Raw genomic sequence first — 14,982 nt, 5'->3', positions numbered from 1 at the left:
TTTTATGATCAAATAAGCCATTTTAAGAGATAAAAAATTTAATTTTAAATTTTTATTCCAATACTAAACTTTGAAGTTCATTATTAAAAACGCGATATAACTTATAGGTTTATAGATTGTTAAAAGTCAATCAAACTGCCATACTATTCACACGATTCAAAGTTTGAGGTGGAACACGTGATTTCTGTTGGAATTGTTGGCGGAACTGGATATACAGGTGTCGAGTTATTGCGTCTATTATTAAGACATCCACAAGCCCAAGTACGTGTTTTAACATCTCGAACAGAAGCAGGGAAACCTGTTGCTGATATGTTTCCTAGCTTACGCGGTCACACGGATATTGAGTTTTCTGATTTAAACCTAGAAACTTTAAAACAGTGTGATATTGTTTTTTTTGCAACACCGCATGGGGTTGCGATGAAGCATGCTGAAGAGTTAATTACAGCTGGCACTAAAGTAATTGATCTTGCCGCAGATTTTCGTTTGCAGAATTTAGACCAATTCGAAAAATGGTATGGAATGCAACATCATTGTCCTACTGTTTTAAAAGAATCTGTTTATGGTTTAACAGAGTTAAATCGTGAAAAAATAAAACAAGCGCAAGTGATCGGAAATCCTGGTTGTTATCCAACAACAGTTCAATTGGGTTTAGCACCTTTATTAAAATCTTCTAGCAAGCTTGTGAATACGCAAAGCATTATTATTGATGCTAAATCTGGTGTATCAGGTGCTGGACGAAAAGCAAGTTTAGGTATGATATACAGTGAAAATGCTGATAATTTCAAAGCGTATGGTGTCGCAGGTCATCGCCATCACCCTGAAATTGTTGAAGCTTTAGAAAATATCTCAGGCTTGAAGGGACAATTTGATCATTTGATTTTTGTTCCACATTTAGTACCGATGATTCGTGGTATGTTAAGTACAATTTACGTTGATTTAACTGAACAGGGCAGCCAAGAAGATCTACAAGCACTCTATGAAAATTTCTATAAATCTGAGCGTTTTGTTGATGTTATGCCTGCTAATAGCTCTCCTGAAACACGTAGTGTCCGTGGAGCAAATGAATTGCGGATAGCTCTTTATCGCCCACAACCAAATAAACTCATCATACTTGTCGCTCAAGATAATTTAGTTAAAGGTGCTGCAGGTCAAGCTGTACAAAACATGAACTTAATGTTTGGTTTTGATGAAGCCGCTGGGTTAAATGGTATTGGTTTATTACCATAAAAAACGCTTTTTTACTTCACACACATTTAAATTTGGATTTAAATGTGTGCTTTGATGTAGATCATAACGATAGAGATGATGATGGAAAACGATGAACCGACTGTTTCACCAGACAGTTCCGTTAAAAAAAACAAATTCATAAAAGCGAATTTACCTTTGATTATAGCTGCAACTTTGCTAATCGGTAGTAGCTTTGTATTAGGTTATACTGTTGGTCATCGTCAAGGTTTAACTGTTGTTGGTTATGACGCTGATGCTGAACAATTGGTTGATGTCGTTCAGAAACAAAAAACAGCATTAGATTCGATGACTAAAAGTCTGAATTCTGCTGTACAAGAACGTGATATGGCTGTAGATAATGCTGATGAGCTATTCAAAGGTATTAATCAAGCAAATGCTGATAAAGCTCAATTCGAGACGATGAATGCCATTTATCGTGAGACGTTAAGACAGCGTGGTGGTGTCAGCCTAACTGTGCAGAATTTAGGTATCAAATCACTGCCTGAAAATGCTTTTGAATATCAAATTGATCTTATACAAGTTAGTCCAAACAAACGTCGTGCTGTCGGCTCTGTTGAGTTGCGTTTAATTAAAGATTCTGAAGTTTTGGTTGTACCATTAGAAGATAAGAACTTTAATTTTGACGATTTTGAGCGTTTGACAGGTCGTTGGACTATGCCTAAAGGTTTTACTCCTCAGTTTATTGAAGTTCGTTTAACTGGTTACGGAACACCAGTGATTAAACGTTTCAGTTGGCAGCGTGGTAAACCTGTTGATGTAAGTTCAGCATTCGTGTCTGAAATCCCACAAGCCGAAGCTAACGCTCAATAATTTATAGATTAAGAATTGAATATGCGAAGATACAAACGTCAAATGAATTTAAGTGAAGTGAAAAATTCTTTTCATCAATCAGGTTATGTAGATTGGCACTTGAATCCACGATTAAGTGATTCGCAAGATGATCATGAGGGCGAGGTGGTTGTCCAAACAGCCCCTCCTGAATTAAAACGACCTCCTTTATATGCAGTTGTTCTATTAAATGACGACTACACACCAATGGATTTCGTTATTGAAGTATTACAAAGTTATTTTTCGATGGATTTGGATCAAGCAAGTCAAGTGATGTTAACGGTTCATTATGAAGGCAAAGGAACAGCTGGTATATATCCAAGAGATATTGCAGAGACAAAAGCTAATCAAGTAAATAATTATGCACGTGCACAAGGTCATCCTTTATTGTGTCAAATCGAACCTGAGCGGGGTGAGTGAATATTCAAATGAAATTTGAATATGAAACTTAAGAAAGCAACGCTTTGTCCGAGCACAAGAAAAAAACACTTTTAGTCGTGTAAGGCGAGCCTTTAATCTAGTTTTGATAAGTCAGGCAAAAGTAATTAAATTGAATAATAGGTGAGCCTAAAATTATTCAATATTTAAAGCATTTGGATGGGTAGTAGTCATTTATTCAAAAATAAGAGATTTGTTTTATTTTTAATCGATTTGCTGGTTTTATCCCCTTTGTAATTGAATTTTTACAACAATACTTTGTTTTGAAACTTGACCAAGATACTCAACTAATGCTAACTGTAGAATATGAAGCAAAGAGACTTGTAGACGGGTAATTTATAACGATTACAAAAGCTCAAGCGGATCAAGTCAATAATTAGCTTTTGATAGAAAGATTCATCTTTTTTGAGAAAGCCCAAGATATAAGGGGGTTACATGCTCAGTCGTCAATTAGAAGTATCGTTACGTTTGGCTGTTAGCATGGCTCGTCAAAAGAGACATGAGTTTCTGACAGTTGAACATTTGTTGCTTGCTTTACTTGATAATGATTCAGCCGTAAATGCACTAAAAGCATGTGGTGCTGATATCGTTACTTTACGTAAAGAATTAGAGGAATATGTAGAGCAACATACCCCAAAACTTGGTGATAATAGTGAACAAGCTCCACATCCAACAGAGAGCTTTGATCGCATTTTGCAACGTGCAATTTTTCATGTTCAATCAAGTGGTGGTGATCGTACAGTTGAAGGTGCAGATGTACTTGTTGCGATGTATTCTGAAAGAGATTCTTTCGCGGTTTATTTACTTAAACGTCATCAAATTAATCGCTTAACTTTGACTCAATATTTATCTCACGGCACACGTAAAGATGAGATTCAAGTTGAAGAAGAAGTAGAAGATATTGAAGGTGAAAGTGCAGCTTCAGCAAATGCTGGACCACTTGAGCAATATACACTGAACTTAAATATCGAAGCGCAAAAGGGCAAAACAGATCCTTTAATTGGTCGTGAAAAAGAAATTGAGCGGGCAGCACAAATTCTATGTCGTCGCCGCAAAAACAACCCGCTGTTAGTAGGTGATCCGGGTGTAGGTAAAACATCAATCGCTGAGGGTTTAGCTTGGCTAATCGTTAATGGCAAAGCACCTAAGCCTCTAGCAAATGCTGAAGTTTATAGTTTAGACATCGGTGCGTTAGTCGCAGGAACAAAATATCGTGGTGACTTTGAGAAGCGTTTAAAACAGTTATTAAATGCTTTGAAAAAGAATCCGAATGCTATTTTATTCATTGATGAAATTCATATGATTATCGGTGCTGGTTCGAGCATGGGTAGTACTATGGATGCATCGAATCTAATTAAACCAGCCTTAGCAAATGGTACTTTACGTTGTATTGGTTCAACTACTTTCCAAGAATATCGTCAGGTATTTGAGAAAGACCATGCTTTATCACGTCGTTTTCAAAAAATTGATGTAAATGAACCAAGCATTGGTGAAACGATTGAAATTTTACGTGGCTTGAAAAGTAAGTTTGAAGATTTTCATCATGTGGAATACGACGATAAAGCTTTAGTTGCAGCAGTAGAGTTATCGGCTAAATTTATTCATGATCGCTTTTTACCAGACAAAGCAATCGATGTTATTGATGAAGCTGGTGCACAACGCCGTTTAAAAGCAGAAGTAGATGGCTCAACAATTTCTGTTGAAAACATCGAAGATATTGTTTCTAAGATTGCTCGTATTCCTCCAAAAACAGTGTCTAAAGATGACAAGACTGTGCTTGAGAATTTAGAACGTGATTTGAAACGTGTTGTCTTTGGGCAAGATGAGGCGATTACAGCACTTGCGTCAGCAATTAAATTATCTCGTGCAGGACTTAAAGCGCCTGATAAACCAGTGGGTAGTTTTGTATTTGCAGGCCCAACTGGTGTTGGTAAAACAGAGGTGACGAAACAGCTTGCTAAGTTACTTGGTGTTGAGTTTGTCCGTTTTGATATGTCTGAATATATGGAGCGCCACGCTGTTTCTCGCTTGATCGGTGCGCCTCCTGGTTATGTTGGATATGATCAAGGTGGATTGCTCACTGATGCAATTCATAAGAATCCACATTGTGTTTTATTACTTGATGAGATTGAAAAGGCACATCCTGATGTATTCAATCTTTTATTACAAGTCATGGATCATGGTGCGTTAACAGACAATAATGGTCGTAAGTCTGATTTTAGAAATGTGATTATTGTTTTAACAACTAATATTGGTGCAGAAAGTATTTCTCGTGCAAGTATTGGTTTTACTGAACAAGATCATAGTGCTGATAATCAAGATGCGATGAAGCGAGCATTTGCTCCAGAGTTCCGTAACCGTTTGGATGGCGTGATTCAATTTAAATCACTTCCTACTACTGTGATTGAATCAGTAGTTGATAAATTCTTAACAGAGTTACAAGCACAATTAGATGAAAAACAAGTTGTGCTTGATGTGGATCAAAGTGCGCGTGATTGGTTGTCTGCAAATGGATATGATCGCCTAATGGGTGCTCGTCCAATGCAGCGTTTAATTCAAGAGCATTTGAAAAAACCGCTTGCTGAAATGATCTTATTTGGTGAACTGGCAGAGCATGGTGGTAATGTTGCTGTTTCTGTGAAAAAAGAAGATGGCAAAGAGGTTGGATTGAAACTTGAAGTATTTGAGGATCATATAAATCCAAGTGCTGAACCAGCTTAATGTTAGAGTTTACATTTTCTATAACCCGAGTACTGAGTGTATTCGGGTTATTTATTTTAACGGCTATTGCAGAAATCTTGGGATGCTATTTTCCTTACTTAATCTTGAATCAAGGAAAATCTCATTGGTTGTGGATACCAACAGCACTTAGCTTAACGGTATTTGTTTGGTTGCTGACATTGCATCCAGCGGCATCTGGAAGGATATATGCTGCTTATGGTGGAATATATATTTTTACTGCACTGCTATGGTTACGTTATGTCGATCAGGTGATTCTGACACGTTGGGATATTTTAGGTGGTTTAATTGTATTGGTCGGTGCAAGTCTTATTATTCTGCAACCTCAGGGCTTAGTTCGTTAGTTTATGAAGCATGACTACTTAATGCTAAGCGTAATGCTTCATTATTCAATTAAAAACTATTTTAAATGATATGAATTCGTGATTTCACATGCGTCAACAAATGAATCATCGTGTGATACCAGTAGTACAGAGCCATTAAAGTGCTTAATTGCGTGTGCTAATAACTCTCTAGATTCAATATCCAGATGATTTTCAGGTTCATCTAAAAGTAGAAGCTCCACATGCTGAAATTTTAAAGCCAGTAAAGCGACTTTTAAGCGTTCTCCACCACTTAAATTTTTTAATGGTATGAGTGCTTTGTCTCTACGAATTTTCATGTTGCCAAGCGATGTTCGTATTTGCTGTTCTGTTAGATTTGCATTGATAGTCTTTAAATATTCTGTTGCAGAAATTTCACTAGCTAAAAAAGATAAGTTTTGATCGAGATAAGCTGTTTGTACATTACAGTACATCTTGCCATCATGAGGCTTAATAAGACCTTGAATTGTCTTCAATAAGGTAGATTTACCGATTCCATTTTCACCTTGTATATGAATTTTTTCTGAAGCATTCATTACAAAATTGATTGATATAGAAAGATTAAAAGCAAGTGTTAAATCTTGGCAACGTAAGATTTCTCCTGTTTTTTCGGTGATATGGTTAAACTCAAAAGACTGTGATTTTAAATGTTCAAGTTGAGATTGTTTTTTCATTAAGTTATCTTTTGCATCTGCTAGTCGCTTGATTTGCTGGTTGCGTAAATGAGAAAGCGATTGCTCAGCTTGTTCTTTTTTTGCATCTAATAAGATAGGCGCTTGGGAGCCTGAGGCCCTTAATTTTTCACCTGTTTTTTTCCGTTTTTGTGCTTTCATTTGGTTTTGATGTTGCTGTTATTTAAGCGCTCTAATTTCTCTTTTTTCTTGATGTACAGCCTTTGATAGTGCTTCAACTTGTATGTGATGTTGTTGCTGATAATGTGAATAGTTCCCACTGTAGTAGTGTAAACCTAGCTGATTCAGAACAAAAATACCCTGTATCTGATCTAAGAGTTGTCGATCATGGCTAATAATTAGCCCGCCAGTTAGGTGTTGACTCATTTGATCAATTAACCAGTTACGCCCTTGAGTATCTAAAAGATTGCTTGGTTCATCTAAAAGTAAATAATGATCTTTAAGAAGAAATAAACGGCATAGTGCCAGTTTGGTTTTTTGTCCTTCACTCAAATCTTGAATACGAGTATCAAGATCAATAGGTAAATTTGCACTTTCTAGCAATTGTTGCCAATGAGCAGGTAAATGCCAGAGATTTTCAACTTGATCATAATCTGCAAATGAAGCAATACCTTGCTTTATACGTTCAAAACAAAAATATAATTCATGAATATTTAAAGCTTGAGCAATTGTGCTTTCTTTAATTCGCTGTAGTTGAGTGAGATGTTGATGAGGGCATTGCCACAAGATTTGACCAGAATAGGCAAATTCAGTTTTCTTTTGATGATGTAATATAGACATCAGCAATGATTTACCTTGTCCATTTTTTCCAACTAGGCCTGAAAATGAATTTAAAGGTAATTGGAAAGAAATGTTGTCAAAAATTTTTTGTTGTGGAAAATCAAGCGTTAAGTTGGAAATAATACATGCCTGTTGGGTCATAAGAAAACCTCATAAAAACAGGATATGCAAAATAGAATAATAAGAATAAGTTCTTAGAATAGAAACTACTAAAAGATAGATAAGCCTATTTTGCACATCAAAAAAGAAAGGGTATTTGATGTTAAAAAATAGAACTTACTTCATTGGCGTAATCTCAAATTGGTGTATTTTTACGCTATTTTATGAGTAAAATGTTGACAGGTCAATTTTTCTTATTTTGAAGTTATGTTTAAAAAAATATAAAAAGTGCTTGTCAAACGAGAAAATAGTGCGTAGTTTAATACTTAGGAACAGTTTTTTAGATATTTGAAATAAACATGTTAAAGCATACTGTAAACACAAACGCATACTTTTATTTTTGGCAATATATTTAGTTGCCTGACGCGTTTCGGGCATCGGAAAGGTTGCCCAGCCAGTTAATACCTGATCGGCAACACCGATCAGGTTTTTTTATGCTCTAACAATCATTACTTTAGGAGAAATACCATGTATAAATTTAATAAGTCATATTTTAGCAGCTTTTATTGGTTCTACTTTAGCCAACATCAATTATTGCTTAGATCCCTATTGCTCAAATAAATGACCTGGACTGCGAAAAAGGTCAGTCCAAAGGAAATGAATAATGAACGCTTTAAATACTGCTTTGACACAACCAGAAACTCATTCAAAAGAATCAATGCTTAGCTTGCCATCACAACTCAAAGCGCAGTATCCCTTGTCTGCCACTTTAGTGCAGCAAATTTCAAAACATCGTCAAACGATTCAAAACATTTTATCAGGACATGATCATCGTTTAATGGTGATAACAGGGCCGTGTTCAATACATGATCCAGTTGCAGTGCTTGAATATGCAGATCGCCTACAAAAATTACAAGAGCAAGTGAAAGATCAAATTTTCCTCGTGATGCGTGCATATATTGAAAAACCACGTACCACGGTAGGTTGGAAAGGTTTTTTATACGATCCTGATTTAGATGGATCATCAGATTTACAACTTGGTTTAGAAAAATCACGTCAACTTTATTTACAACTTATTGAGAAAGGCTTGCCGATTGCGAGTGAAATTCTTAGCCCTATGGCAACAGGTTATTTTGATGACCTATTAGCTTGGGGGGCTATTGGTGCGAGAACGAGTGAGTCTCAGATTCATCGTGAGATTGCGAGTCATATGCCGTACAGTATCGGCTTCAAAAATGGTACAGATGGTTCTATTCAAATTGCTTTAGATGCGATTCAGTCAGCATTAAATGGACATCAATTTTTAGGTATGACACAACAAGGTTTACCTGCGATCCTACATAGCAATGGTAATCCATTACCGCATTTAATTTTGCGTGGTTCAAATCACGGAACAAATTATGATTTAGCCTCAATTCAGGCGATGCATTTCAAACATAAACATTTACCTGCTTTGGTGATTGACTGTAGTCATGGAAATAGCGGTAAAGATCCGTTATTACAACCACAAGTTTTGCAACAAATCATCGACGAGCGTGCGGAGTCAAAAGTTCGTGGTGTAATGATAGAAAGTCATTTAGTAGATGGAAATCAAAAGATTTCATGTGATATGACCTATGGTCAATCTGTAACTGATGGCTGCTTAGGCTGGGATAAAACAGCACAAGCTTTATTGGATATTGCTGAGCAGATGAGATCAAAAGTATAAAAGTATAAAAAAGCCAATCATTGAGATTGGCTTTTTTATATCTATGTTGATTTAGGCGGCATGTTTGGACTGAGCATTAAGGAAATGTCCAATTTCTTGGCTGAATTTTCTTGGTTCTGTAATTAGAGGTGTGTGCCCTGAACGCTCAAAGTAAACGGCTGTTGCATTGCTTAACGAGTTCGCAATCAATGTTTGTCCTGTTTCAGGGTAAAGCGTAGATTCACGACCAATAAAGAAAGTCGTTGGGCAATCAACATGACTGATTGCTTCACGATAATCTTCATCGTGATTTAAATAGTTCTCTACATACCAAAGCAAGTAATCTAGGCGTTGAATTGGTAGTAAATACTTTTGTAAGAATGGGCGATGTAATGCGAGTTTGAAAATCTTAGGGCTGTAACTGTTGCTGCTCTGAAACTCAATGAATCCAGCCCATAAACTTACTAGCTTATAGCGGATATCATCTGGCAAATCCTCTAACTTCTGAGCGTATTTATAATTGAGCAGAAGCGTTTGTATATCGAGGAGCAGCTTTTTAAATTGAGGTTGTTTTTGTCCAAATAAACCATATTGCCAAGAATCATCAACTGCAATTTTGGGTGTTTGGTCAATGTGTAAATAGGCTTTTAATTTATTTGCTAGATCACCATGCTTCATACCATGCATTGCCGTCGTTGCGCCCATGGAATAGCCCATTAAGATGAATTGATCTAGTTTCAATTGCTTGATCAATGCATCTATATCATTCCAATGGCTTGAAATGGCATCCATTTCAGGAATAGCGCAGTTCTTTGAGCCACCAAAACCACGCCAATCGGGAATAATAAACTCGTATTGCTTACGATTTGCAAATAGGAAAGGTAGCCATTGCCAACTATGCATACCAAGTCCTGACAATACGAGTACAGGTTCACCTTCGCCAACACGACGTACAAAAAGTTTTTCTTGGTCAGGCATAGTATAAAACGGCATTATTATTCTCCAGTTTTGTCTGATTGCTCAAATTTCTTTAATTGAGGAATCATTTGTTCTAACCATTTTATCCATTCATTTTCTTTAATGATACCGAGTTCAAGAATCATTTTATGGATAAAAAGGATACGATTAGTCGGTTCATGATTTTTAAAATCTTTATCATGAATTGCTTGGTATAAGCTTAATTTTTCCTTATGTAGCTCAAGGTGACGCTCAAGTTCAGGTAAAATATTGTTACCACCGAGTTGAGCTTCAGCTCTTAATCTAACCATAAGGTCATCGCGCAGTTGCGCAGGTTCACTTTGTTGTTCAATCCATGAAGCGAGTTGTATTCTGCCGAGTTGTTCGACTTGATAGGTCTTTTTTCGGCTATTCGCAGCTTGTTCTTCTAGTGTAGAAATCCATCCTTTTTTCAGCATCCCATTGAGTTCACGATAGATTTGCTGATGAGTCGCATTCCAAAAGAAGCCCATTGAACGGTCAAAGCGACGAGCTAATTCAAAACCAGTACTTGGCTTTTCTAATAAGCTTGTCAATAAAACATGGGCAAGTGACATAATATTCCGTAATAAAAATGACTCATTAGAATTATGCAATATGTTGCATAAAAATCAAATCTTGTTTATAACTTTATGCAACAAGTTGCATTAGCAAGCAGATTGCTAGCCAAAGGAGAAAACATGTCAGCTTACCCACATTTATTAAAGCCACTTGATTTAGGCTTTACGACTTTAAAAAACCGCGTGCTTATGGGGTCTATGCATATTGGTTTAGAAGAAGCACCGCAAGGATATGATCGTATGGCAGCATTTTATGCTGAACGTGCAAAAGGTGATGTGGGTTTAATTGTAACGGGCGGTGTTTCTCCAAATGATGATGGCGTTGTTTTTTCGCACGGTACAAAATTAGATTCGATCGAGGAAGCTGAAAAACATAAAGTGATTACCAAGGCGGTACATGACGCTGGTGGTAAAATCGCAATGCAAATCCTGCATACAGGGCGTTATTCTTATCAAGCAAATAACGTTGCACCATCTGCTATCCAAGCACCAATTAACCCAATAAAACCTAAAGCGTTAAGTTCAGCGGAAGTACAACAAACAATTGATGATTTTGCTAACTGTGCCAAGCTTGCTCAATACGCTGGCTATGATGGTGTCGAAATCATGGGTTCAGAAGGCTATCTAATTAATGAATTTATTGCTGCACGTACCAATCACCGTGATGATGAGTGGGGTGGTAGCTATGAAAACCGTATTCGTTTTCCGATTGAAATTGTAAAGCGTACACGCGCATTAGTTGGTGAGAACTTCATTATAATTTATCGTCTATCCATGCTTGACTTGGTTGAAGGTGGTTCAAGTTTAGAAGAAGTCATTCAACTCGCTAAAGAAATCGAAAAAGCAGGTGCTACGATCATTAACACGGGGATTGGCTGGCATGAAGCACGTATCCCAACTATTGCGACTAAAGTGCCTCGTGCAGCATTTACTTGGGTGACTGAGAAGCTAAAAGGAACGGTTTCGATTCCACTGATTACTTCTAACCGCATTAATACACCAGAAATGGCTGAACATGTATTGGCATCTGGCCATGCGGATATGATTTCAATGGCACGCCCAATGTTAGCAGATGCTGAATTTGTATTAAAAGCTAGTGAAGGCCGTAGTGATGAAATCAATACATGTATTGGTTGCAACCAAGCATGTTTAGATCATATTTTCTCTATGAAAATTGCAACTTGTTTAGTGAATCCGCGCGCATGTTATGAAACTGAGCTTATTTTTAAAGAAGCAAACACAGCAAAAAATATTGCGGTGATTGGTGCGGGACCAGCTGGTTTGAGCTTTGCAACTTACGCTGCAAGTCGTGGTCATAAGGTAAAAGTATTTGATTCAAGCAATCAGATTGGTGGCCAATTTAACATTGCGAAAACGATTCCTGGTAAAGAAGAATTCTATGAGACTTTACGTTACTTCAAACGTCAAATTGAATTACAACCAAATATTGAGCTCGTACTGAATCACACAGCGACTTATGAAGAGTTGAGTCAAGCAAACTATGATGACATCGTTGTTGCGACAGGTGTCACGCCTCGCCAATTACAGTTTGAAGGTATTGATCATCCAAAAGTATTGAGCTATATCCAAGTTTTAAGAGAACGTATGCCTGTAGGTAAGCGTGTCGCAATTATTGGTGCGGGTGGTATTGGTTTCGATACAGCAGAATACTTAACGCATGAAGGCGATAGTGGTAGCTTGAATCCACAAAAATTCTATGATGAATGGGGTATTGATACATCATATGAAAATGTGGGTGGGTTAAAACCAGCTGAGCTTGAAAAATCAGAGCGTGAAATTTACCTTTTACAGCGCAAAACCGCTGCGGTTGGTGCTAGTTTAGGTAAAACGACGGGTTGGATTCATCGCACTGGCTTGAAACATCGTGATGTGAAAATGATTGCAGGCGCTAGCTATGACAAAGTTGATGATCAAGGTTTGCATATTACGGTTGACGGCCAAACACACATACTTGAAGTAGATAATGTCGTGATTTGTGCAGGACAAGAATCATATACAGCAATGTACGACCAACTTAAAGCAGATGGGAAGAATGTACATCTGATCGGTGGTGCGAAAGAAGCGGGTGAGCTAGATGCAAAACGTGCGATTCGCCAAGGTGCAGAATTAGCAGCAGTCGTATAACTCAATTAAGGGCATTCCTCCAAAGAGGAATGCCCTTAAATATATAAATCACAGCATAATTTAAAAAGGAATATAACAATGACACTCGCAACAACGAAACATTCTTTAGAACAATGGCATGAGATGATTAATACTCGTGATTTGACAAGCCTAAATGATTTATTAGCAGAAGATGTCGTGTTCCGTTCACCAGTCGCATATAAGCCTTATGAAGGGAAACATGTTGTTTTCTTTATTCTCACAAATGTGATTCAGGTGTTTCAGGATTTTACCTATCACCGTGAGTTCTATACTGAAGACGGTGAAAATGTGGTGCTTGAGTTTAGTGCCAATGTCAGTGGTAAGTCATTAAAGGGGATCGATATGATCAAATTTAATGAACAAGGTAAAATTATTGATTTTGAAGTGATGATTCGTCCAATGAGTGGATTGGCTGCTCTTGCAGAGCAAATGGGCGCTCGATTTGCTCAATATCAAGTGGATGCATAAAAACACCAAATAGCCTAAGTAAATTGAGGTTTGAAGATGTGGTTAAAAATTACGACATTTGCGTTACTTCCTATTGTTGCTATACAAGGAATCAAAGTCCGTAAAAATACGCCACATCTTCCAGAAGCAACTGGTGAAAGAGATGGAGTAATCGGCAGTGGAAAACCGCTTTCATTGCTAATACTTGGTGATTCTGCCGCAGCAGGTGTTGGGGTAGAAACGCAACAAGATGCTTTATCTGGTGCGATTATTACAGAACTTGGCAATGAATTTACTTTGACGTGGAAGTTACAAGCGCAAACAGGCAATACGACACAACAAGTGATTCAGGCAGCTAAACAAATAAGTGATCAGCAGTACGATATTGTCATTACATCAATAGGAGTGAATGATGTTACGAAATTCACTTCAGCGAGATCATGGTTAAAACAACAAAAACAATTGTTTGCAGATATACAAAACCGCTTTAAACCAAAATTAATCATTGTGTCTGGTGTGCCACCAATGCAACATTTTCCTGCTTTGCCTAATCCTTTGGCATGGTTGTTTGGAAAATATGCAGCGCAAATGAACCAAGTATTACAACAATGGTTGATGCTGCAAGATAACTTTAAATTTATCCAATATGATATAAAAGAGTTTCAGGCATTAAATTTGCCTATGGCAAGTGATGGTTTTCATCCGAGTAAAGAAATTTACGCAATTTGGGGGCAAAAAGTCGCATTTTTAGTGCGAGAAACATTTACTTATCGTTAAAGGTAGTGAGCGGATATGGGTATTTCAGCTTTAAATAAAATTAAAGTATTAGGTTCAGAATTATTTGATGCAGTTGTTGGTGCTGAACAACCCAAAATGTATTATGACCCAAAAGGAAAAATTAAAAATACACTCGAAAAGCTACCCCAGTTACGAGAAAAATATCGCCCAACGCCGTGGTTGAGTAATACCCATCTTCATTTACTTTATTTTGATGTGATTAGAAAGAAAACTATAAAACTTGAGTATGATCGCGTTGACCAACTGACGATGCAAGATGGAGGAATCACTGCTATAGCTTGGTATGGATATGATTTACCAGCAGAGACTCCAACAGTGGTGATCATGCATACAATTACGGGAACACCTGAAAGTATGCGTGAGCTTGTCAAAGATTTACATGAATATACAGGATGGCGCATCGCACTCTGTTTGCGCCGTGGTCATGCAGGTTTACCTATGCCTGTCCCGCGTATTTCCTTGTTTGGATCGACGAGTGATCTTCGGGAACAGTTACAGTATATTCAAAGTTTATTCCCTCAAACAGAACTATATGCGGTTGGCTCTTCTGCGGGAACTGGATTATTGGTTCGGTACTTGGGAGAACAAGGCTGTGACACACCATTCAAAGCTGCTTTTGCCATGTGTCCAGGCTACAACACAGAAATTGGATTTAAAAATGTTCATCCGTTTTATAGCAAAATGATGACTAAAAAATTATTCAAATATTTTATTCAACCCTATCAAGATATTTGGAATCAGGTTTCTTCGATTGAGAAAGTACTTGCAACTACGAATTTAGAGGAATTTGAAAAAGTTTATTTTGAAATGGCGGGATATCAAGATTATCAGAGTTATTGCCAAGCTATAAATCCAATCTATGTTTTTGAGAATATCAAAATTCCGTTGATGATTCTAAATGCTGAAGATGATCCTGTGTGTTCAATTAAAAATTTAGAACCTTATAAAGATGCGATTCAGCAGATGGATAATATTGCGGTTGTAACGACGAAAAAAGGCAGTCATTGTGGTTTTTACGAAAGCTTTAGTGCTAAATCTTGGGCTTCGCGTTTAATTGCAGACTTCTTTAAAAGTACAAGTTAAGAGAATGAGTGAATAAAAAAGCCAGTTGGAGGCAACTGGCTTTTCAATCTAATGAATAG

Annotated in this window: 12 protein-coding genes and 1 pseudogene; 10 read left to right on the top strand and 3 right to left on the bottom strand. The window is 37.2% G+C overall.

The window, feature by feature from the left end:
* Positions 1 to 177: 177 nt before the first annotated feature.
* From argC to F959_RS10000, 5 genes are all read left to right on the top strand, one after another.
* Positions 178 to 1,227, top strand: a complete 1,050-nt coding sequence (argC, locus tag F959_RS10020; protein ID WP_004879766.1) for an N-acetyl-gamma-glutamyl-phosphate reductase — start codon at positions 178 to 180, stop codon at positions 1,225 to 1,227.
* An 81-nt stretch (positions 1,228 to 1,308) separates the two neighbouring features.
* On the top strand, positions 1,309 to 2,058 hold the full coding sequence (locus F959_RS10015; protein ID WP_004879765.1) for a DUF6776 family protein: 750 nt from the start codon (positions 1,309 to 1,311) through the stop codon (positions 2,056 to 2,058).
* A gap of 21 nt (positions 2,059 to 2,079) precedes the next feature.
* Entirely contained in the window at positions 2,080 to 2,496 is a 417-nt protein-coding gene (gene clpS / locus F959_RS10010; protein ID WP_017196608.1) for an ATP-dependent Clp protease adapter ClpS, read from the top strand.
* A gap of 453 nt (positions 2,497 to 2,949) precedes the next feature.
* Entirely contained in the window at positions 2,950 to 5,235 is a 2,286-nt protein-coding gene (clpA, locus tag F959_RS10005; protein WP_004879761.1) for an ATP-dependent Clp protease ATP-binding subunit ClpA, read from the top strand.
* Positions 5,235 to 5,597 (top strand): YnfA family protein, encoded by a 363-nt coding sequence (locus F959_RS10000; RefSeq protein WP_004879759.1) that lies wholly within the window; start codon positions 5,235 to 5,237, stop codon positions 5,595 to 5,597. Before clpA ends, F959_RS10000 begins: the two co-directional genes overlap by 1 nt.
* 56 nt (positions 5,598 to 5,653) lie before the next feature.
* On the opposite strand, the pseudogene F959_RS16660 reads toward F959_RS10000, so the two are convergent.
* Positions 5,654 to 7,228 (bottom strand): annotated as a pseudogene (locus F959_RS16660) (ATP-binding cassette domain-containing protein).
* Between the two features lie 622 nt (positions 7,229 to 7,850).
* Between F959_RS16660 and F959_RS09990 the strand changes: the two are divergent.
* Complete coding sequence (locus F959_RS09990; protein WP_004879751.1) at positions 7,851 to 8,894, top strand: 3-deoxy-7-phosphoheptulonate synthase; 1,044 nt, start codon at positions 7,851 to 7,853, stop codon at positions 8,892 to 8,894.
* A 51-nt stretch (positions 8,895 to 8,945) separates the two neighbouring features.
* Here F959_RS09990 and F959_RS09985 read toward each other — a convergent pair whose 3' ends face one another.
* Positions 8,946 to 9,866 (bottom strand): alpha/beta fold hydrolase, encoded by a 921-nt coding sequence (locus F959_RS09985; RefSeq protein ID WP_004879749.1) that lies wholly within the window; start codon positions 9,864 to 9,866, stop codon positions 8,946 to 8,948.
* Between the two features lie 2 nt (positions 9,867 to 9,868).
* Complete coding sequence (locus tag F959_RS09980) at positions 9,869 to 10,426, bottom strand: PadR family transcriptional regulator (protein WP_004879746.1); 558 nt, start codon at positions 10,424 to 10,426, stop codon at positions 9,869 to 9,871.
* Between the two features lie 123 nt (positions 10,427 to 10,549).
* Between F959_RS09980 and F959_RS09975 the strand changes: the two genes are divergently transcribed.
* The 4 genes from F959_RS09975 (at position 10,550) to F959_RS09960 (ending at position 14,923) form a co-directional block, all read left to right on the top strand.
* Positions 10,550 to 12,574 carry an NADPH-dependent 2,4-dienoyl-CoA reductase gene (locus F959_RS09975; protein ID WP_004879744.1) on the top strand — a complete coding sequence of 675 codons (2,025 nt, stop codon included), beginning with the start codon at positions 10,550 to 10,552 and terminating at the stop codon, positions 12,572 to 12,574.
* Positions 12,575 to 12,652: 78 nt separating this feature from the next.
* The gene (locus F959_RS09970) at positions 12,653 to 13,063 is read left to right on the top strand and encodes a nuclear transport factor 2 family protein (RefSeq protein ID WP_004879741.1); all 411 of its coding nucleotides are present in this window, start codon (positions 12,653 to 12,655) and stop codon (positions 13,061 to 13,063) included.
* Positions 13,064 to 13,099: 36 nt separating this feature from the next.
* Entirely contained in the window at positions 13,100 to 13,819 is a 720-nt protein-coding gene (locus F959_RS09965; protein ID WP_004879740.1) for an SGNH/GDSL hydrolase family protein, read from the top strand.
* 15 nt (positions 13,820 to 13,834) lie between these two features.
* Positions 13,835 to 14,923, top strand: a complete 1,089-nt coding sequence (locus F959_RS09960) for a YheT family hydrolase (RefSeq protein WP_004879739.1) — start codon at positions 13,835 to 13,837, stop codon at positions 14,921 to 14,923.
* Positions 14,924 to 14,982 lie beyond the last annotated feature (59 nt).

The organism is Acinetobacter venetianus RAG-1 = CIP 110063, assembly GCF_000368585.1.
In the GTDB taxonomy this organism is placed as follows: domain Bacteria; phylum Pseudomonadota; class Gammaproteobacteria; order Pseudomonadales; family Moraxellaceae; genus Acinetobacter; species Acinetobacter venetianus.
Note: the sequence above shows the minus strand (reverse complement) of the source record. Positions and strands in the feature narration are given on the sequence as shown.

Coding starts and splice junctions, on each gene's coding strand:
- F959_RS09965 (WP_004879740.1), top strand. CDS start 13,100: ATGTGGTTAAAAATTACGACATTTGCGTTACTTCCTATTGTTGCTATA.
- F959_RS09980 (WP_004879746.1), bottom strand. CDS start 10,426: ATGTCACTTGCCCATGTTTTATTGACAAGCTTATTAGAAAAGCCAAGT.
- F959_RS09960 (WP_004879739.1), top strand. CDS start 13,835: ATGGGTATTTCAGCTTTAAATAAAATTAAAGTATTAGGTTCAGAATTA.
- clpS (WP_017196608.1), top strand. CDS start 2,080: ATGCGAAGATACAAACGTCAAATGAATTTAAGTGAAGTGAAAAATTCT.
- F959_RS09985 (WP_004879749.1), bottom strand. CDS start 9,866: ATGCCGTTTTATACTATGCCTGACCAAGAAAAACTTTTTGTACGTCGT.
- F959_RS10000 (WP_004879759.1), top strand. CDS start 5,235: ATGTTAGAGTTTACATTTTCTATAACCCGAGTACTGAGTGTATTCGGG.
- clpA (WP_004879761.1), top strand. CDS start 2,950: ATGCTCAGTCGTCAATTAGAAGTATCGTTACGTTTGGCTGTTAGCATG.
- F959_RS09970 (WP_004879741.1), top strand. CDS start 12,653: ATGACACTCGCAACAACGAAACATTCTTTAGAACAATGGCATGAGATG.
- F959_RS09975 (WP_004879744.1), top strand. CDS start 10,550: ATGTCAGCTTACCCACATTTATTAAAGCCACTTGATTTAGGCTTTACG.
- F959_RS09990 (WP_004879751.1), top strand. CDS start 7,851: ATGAACGCTTTAAATACTGCTTTGACACAACCAGAAACTCATTCAAAA.
- F959_RS10015 (WP_004879765.1), top strand. CDS start 1,309: ATGGAAAACGATGAACCGACTGTTTCACCAGACAGTTCCGTTAAAAAA.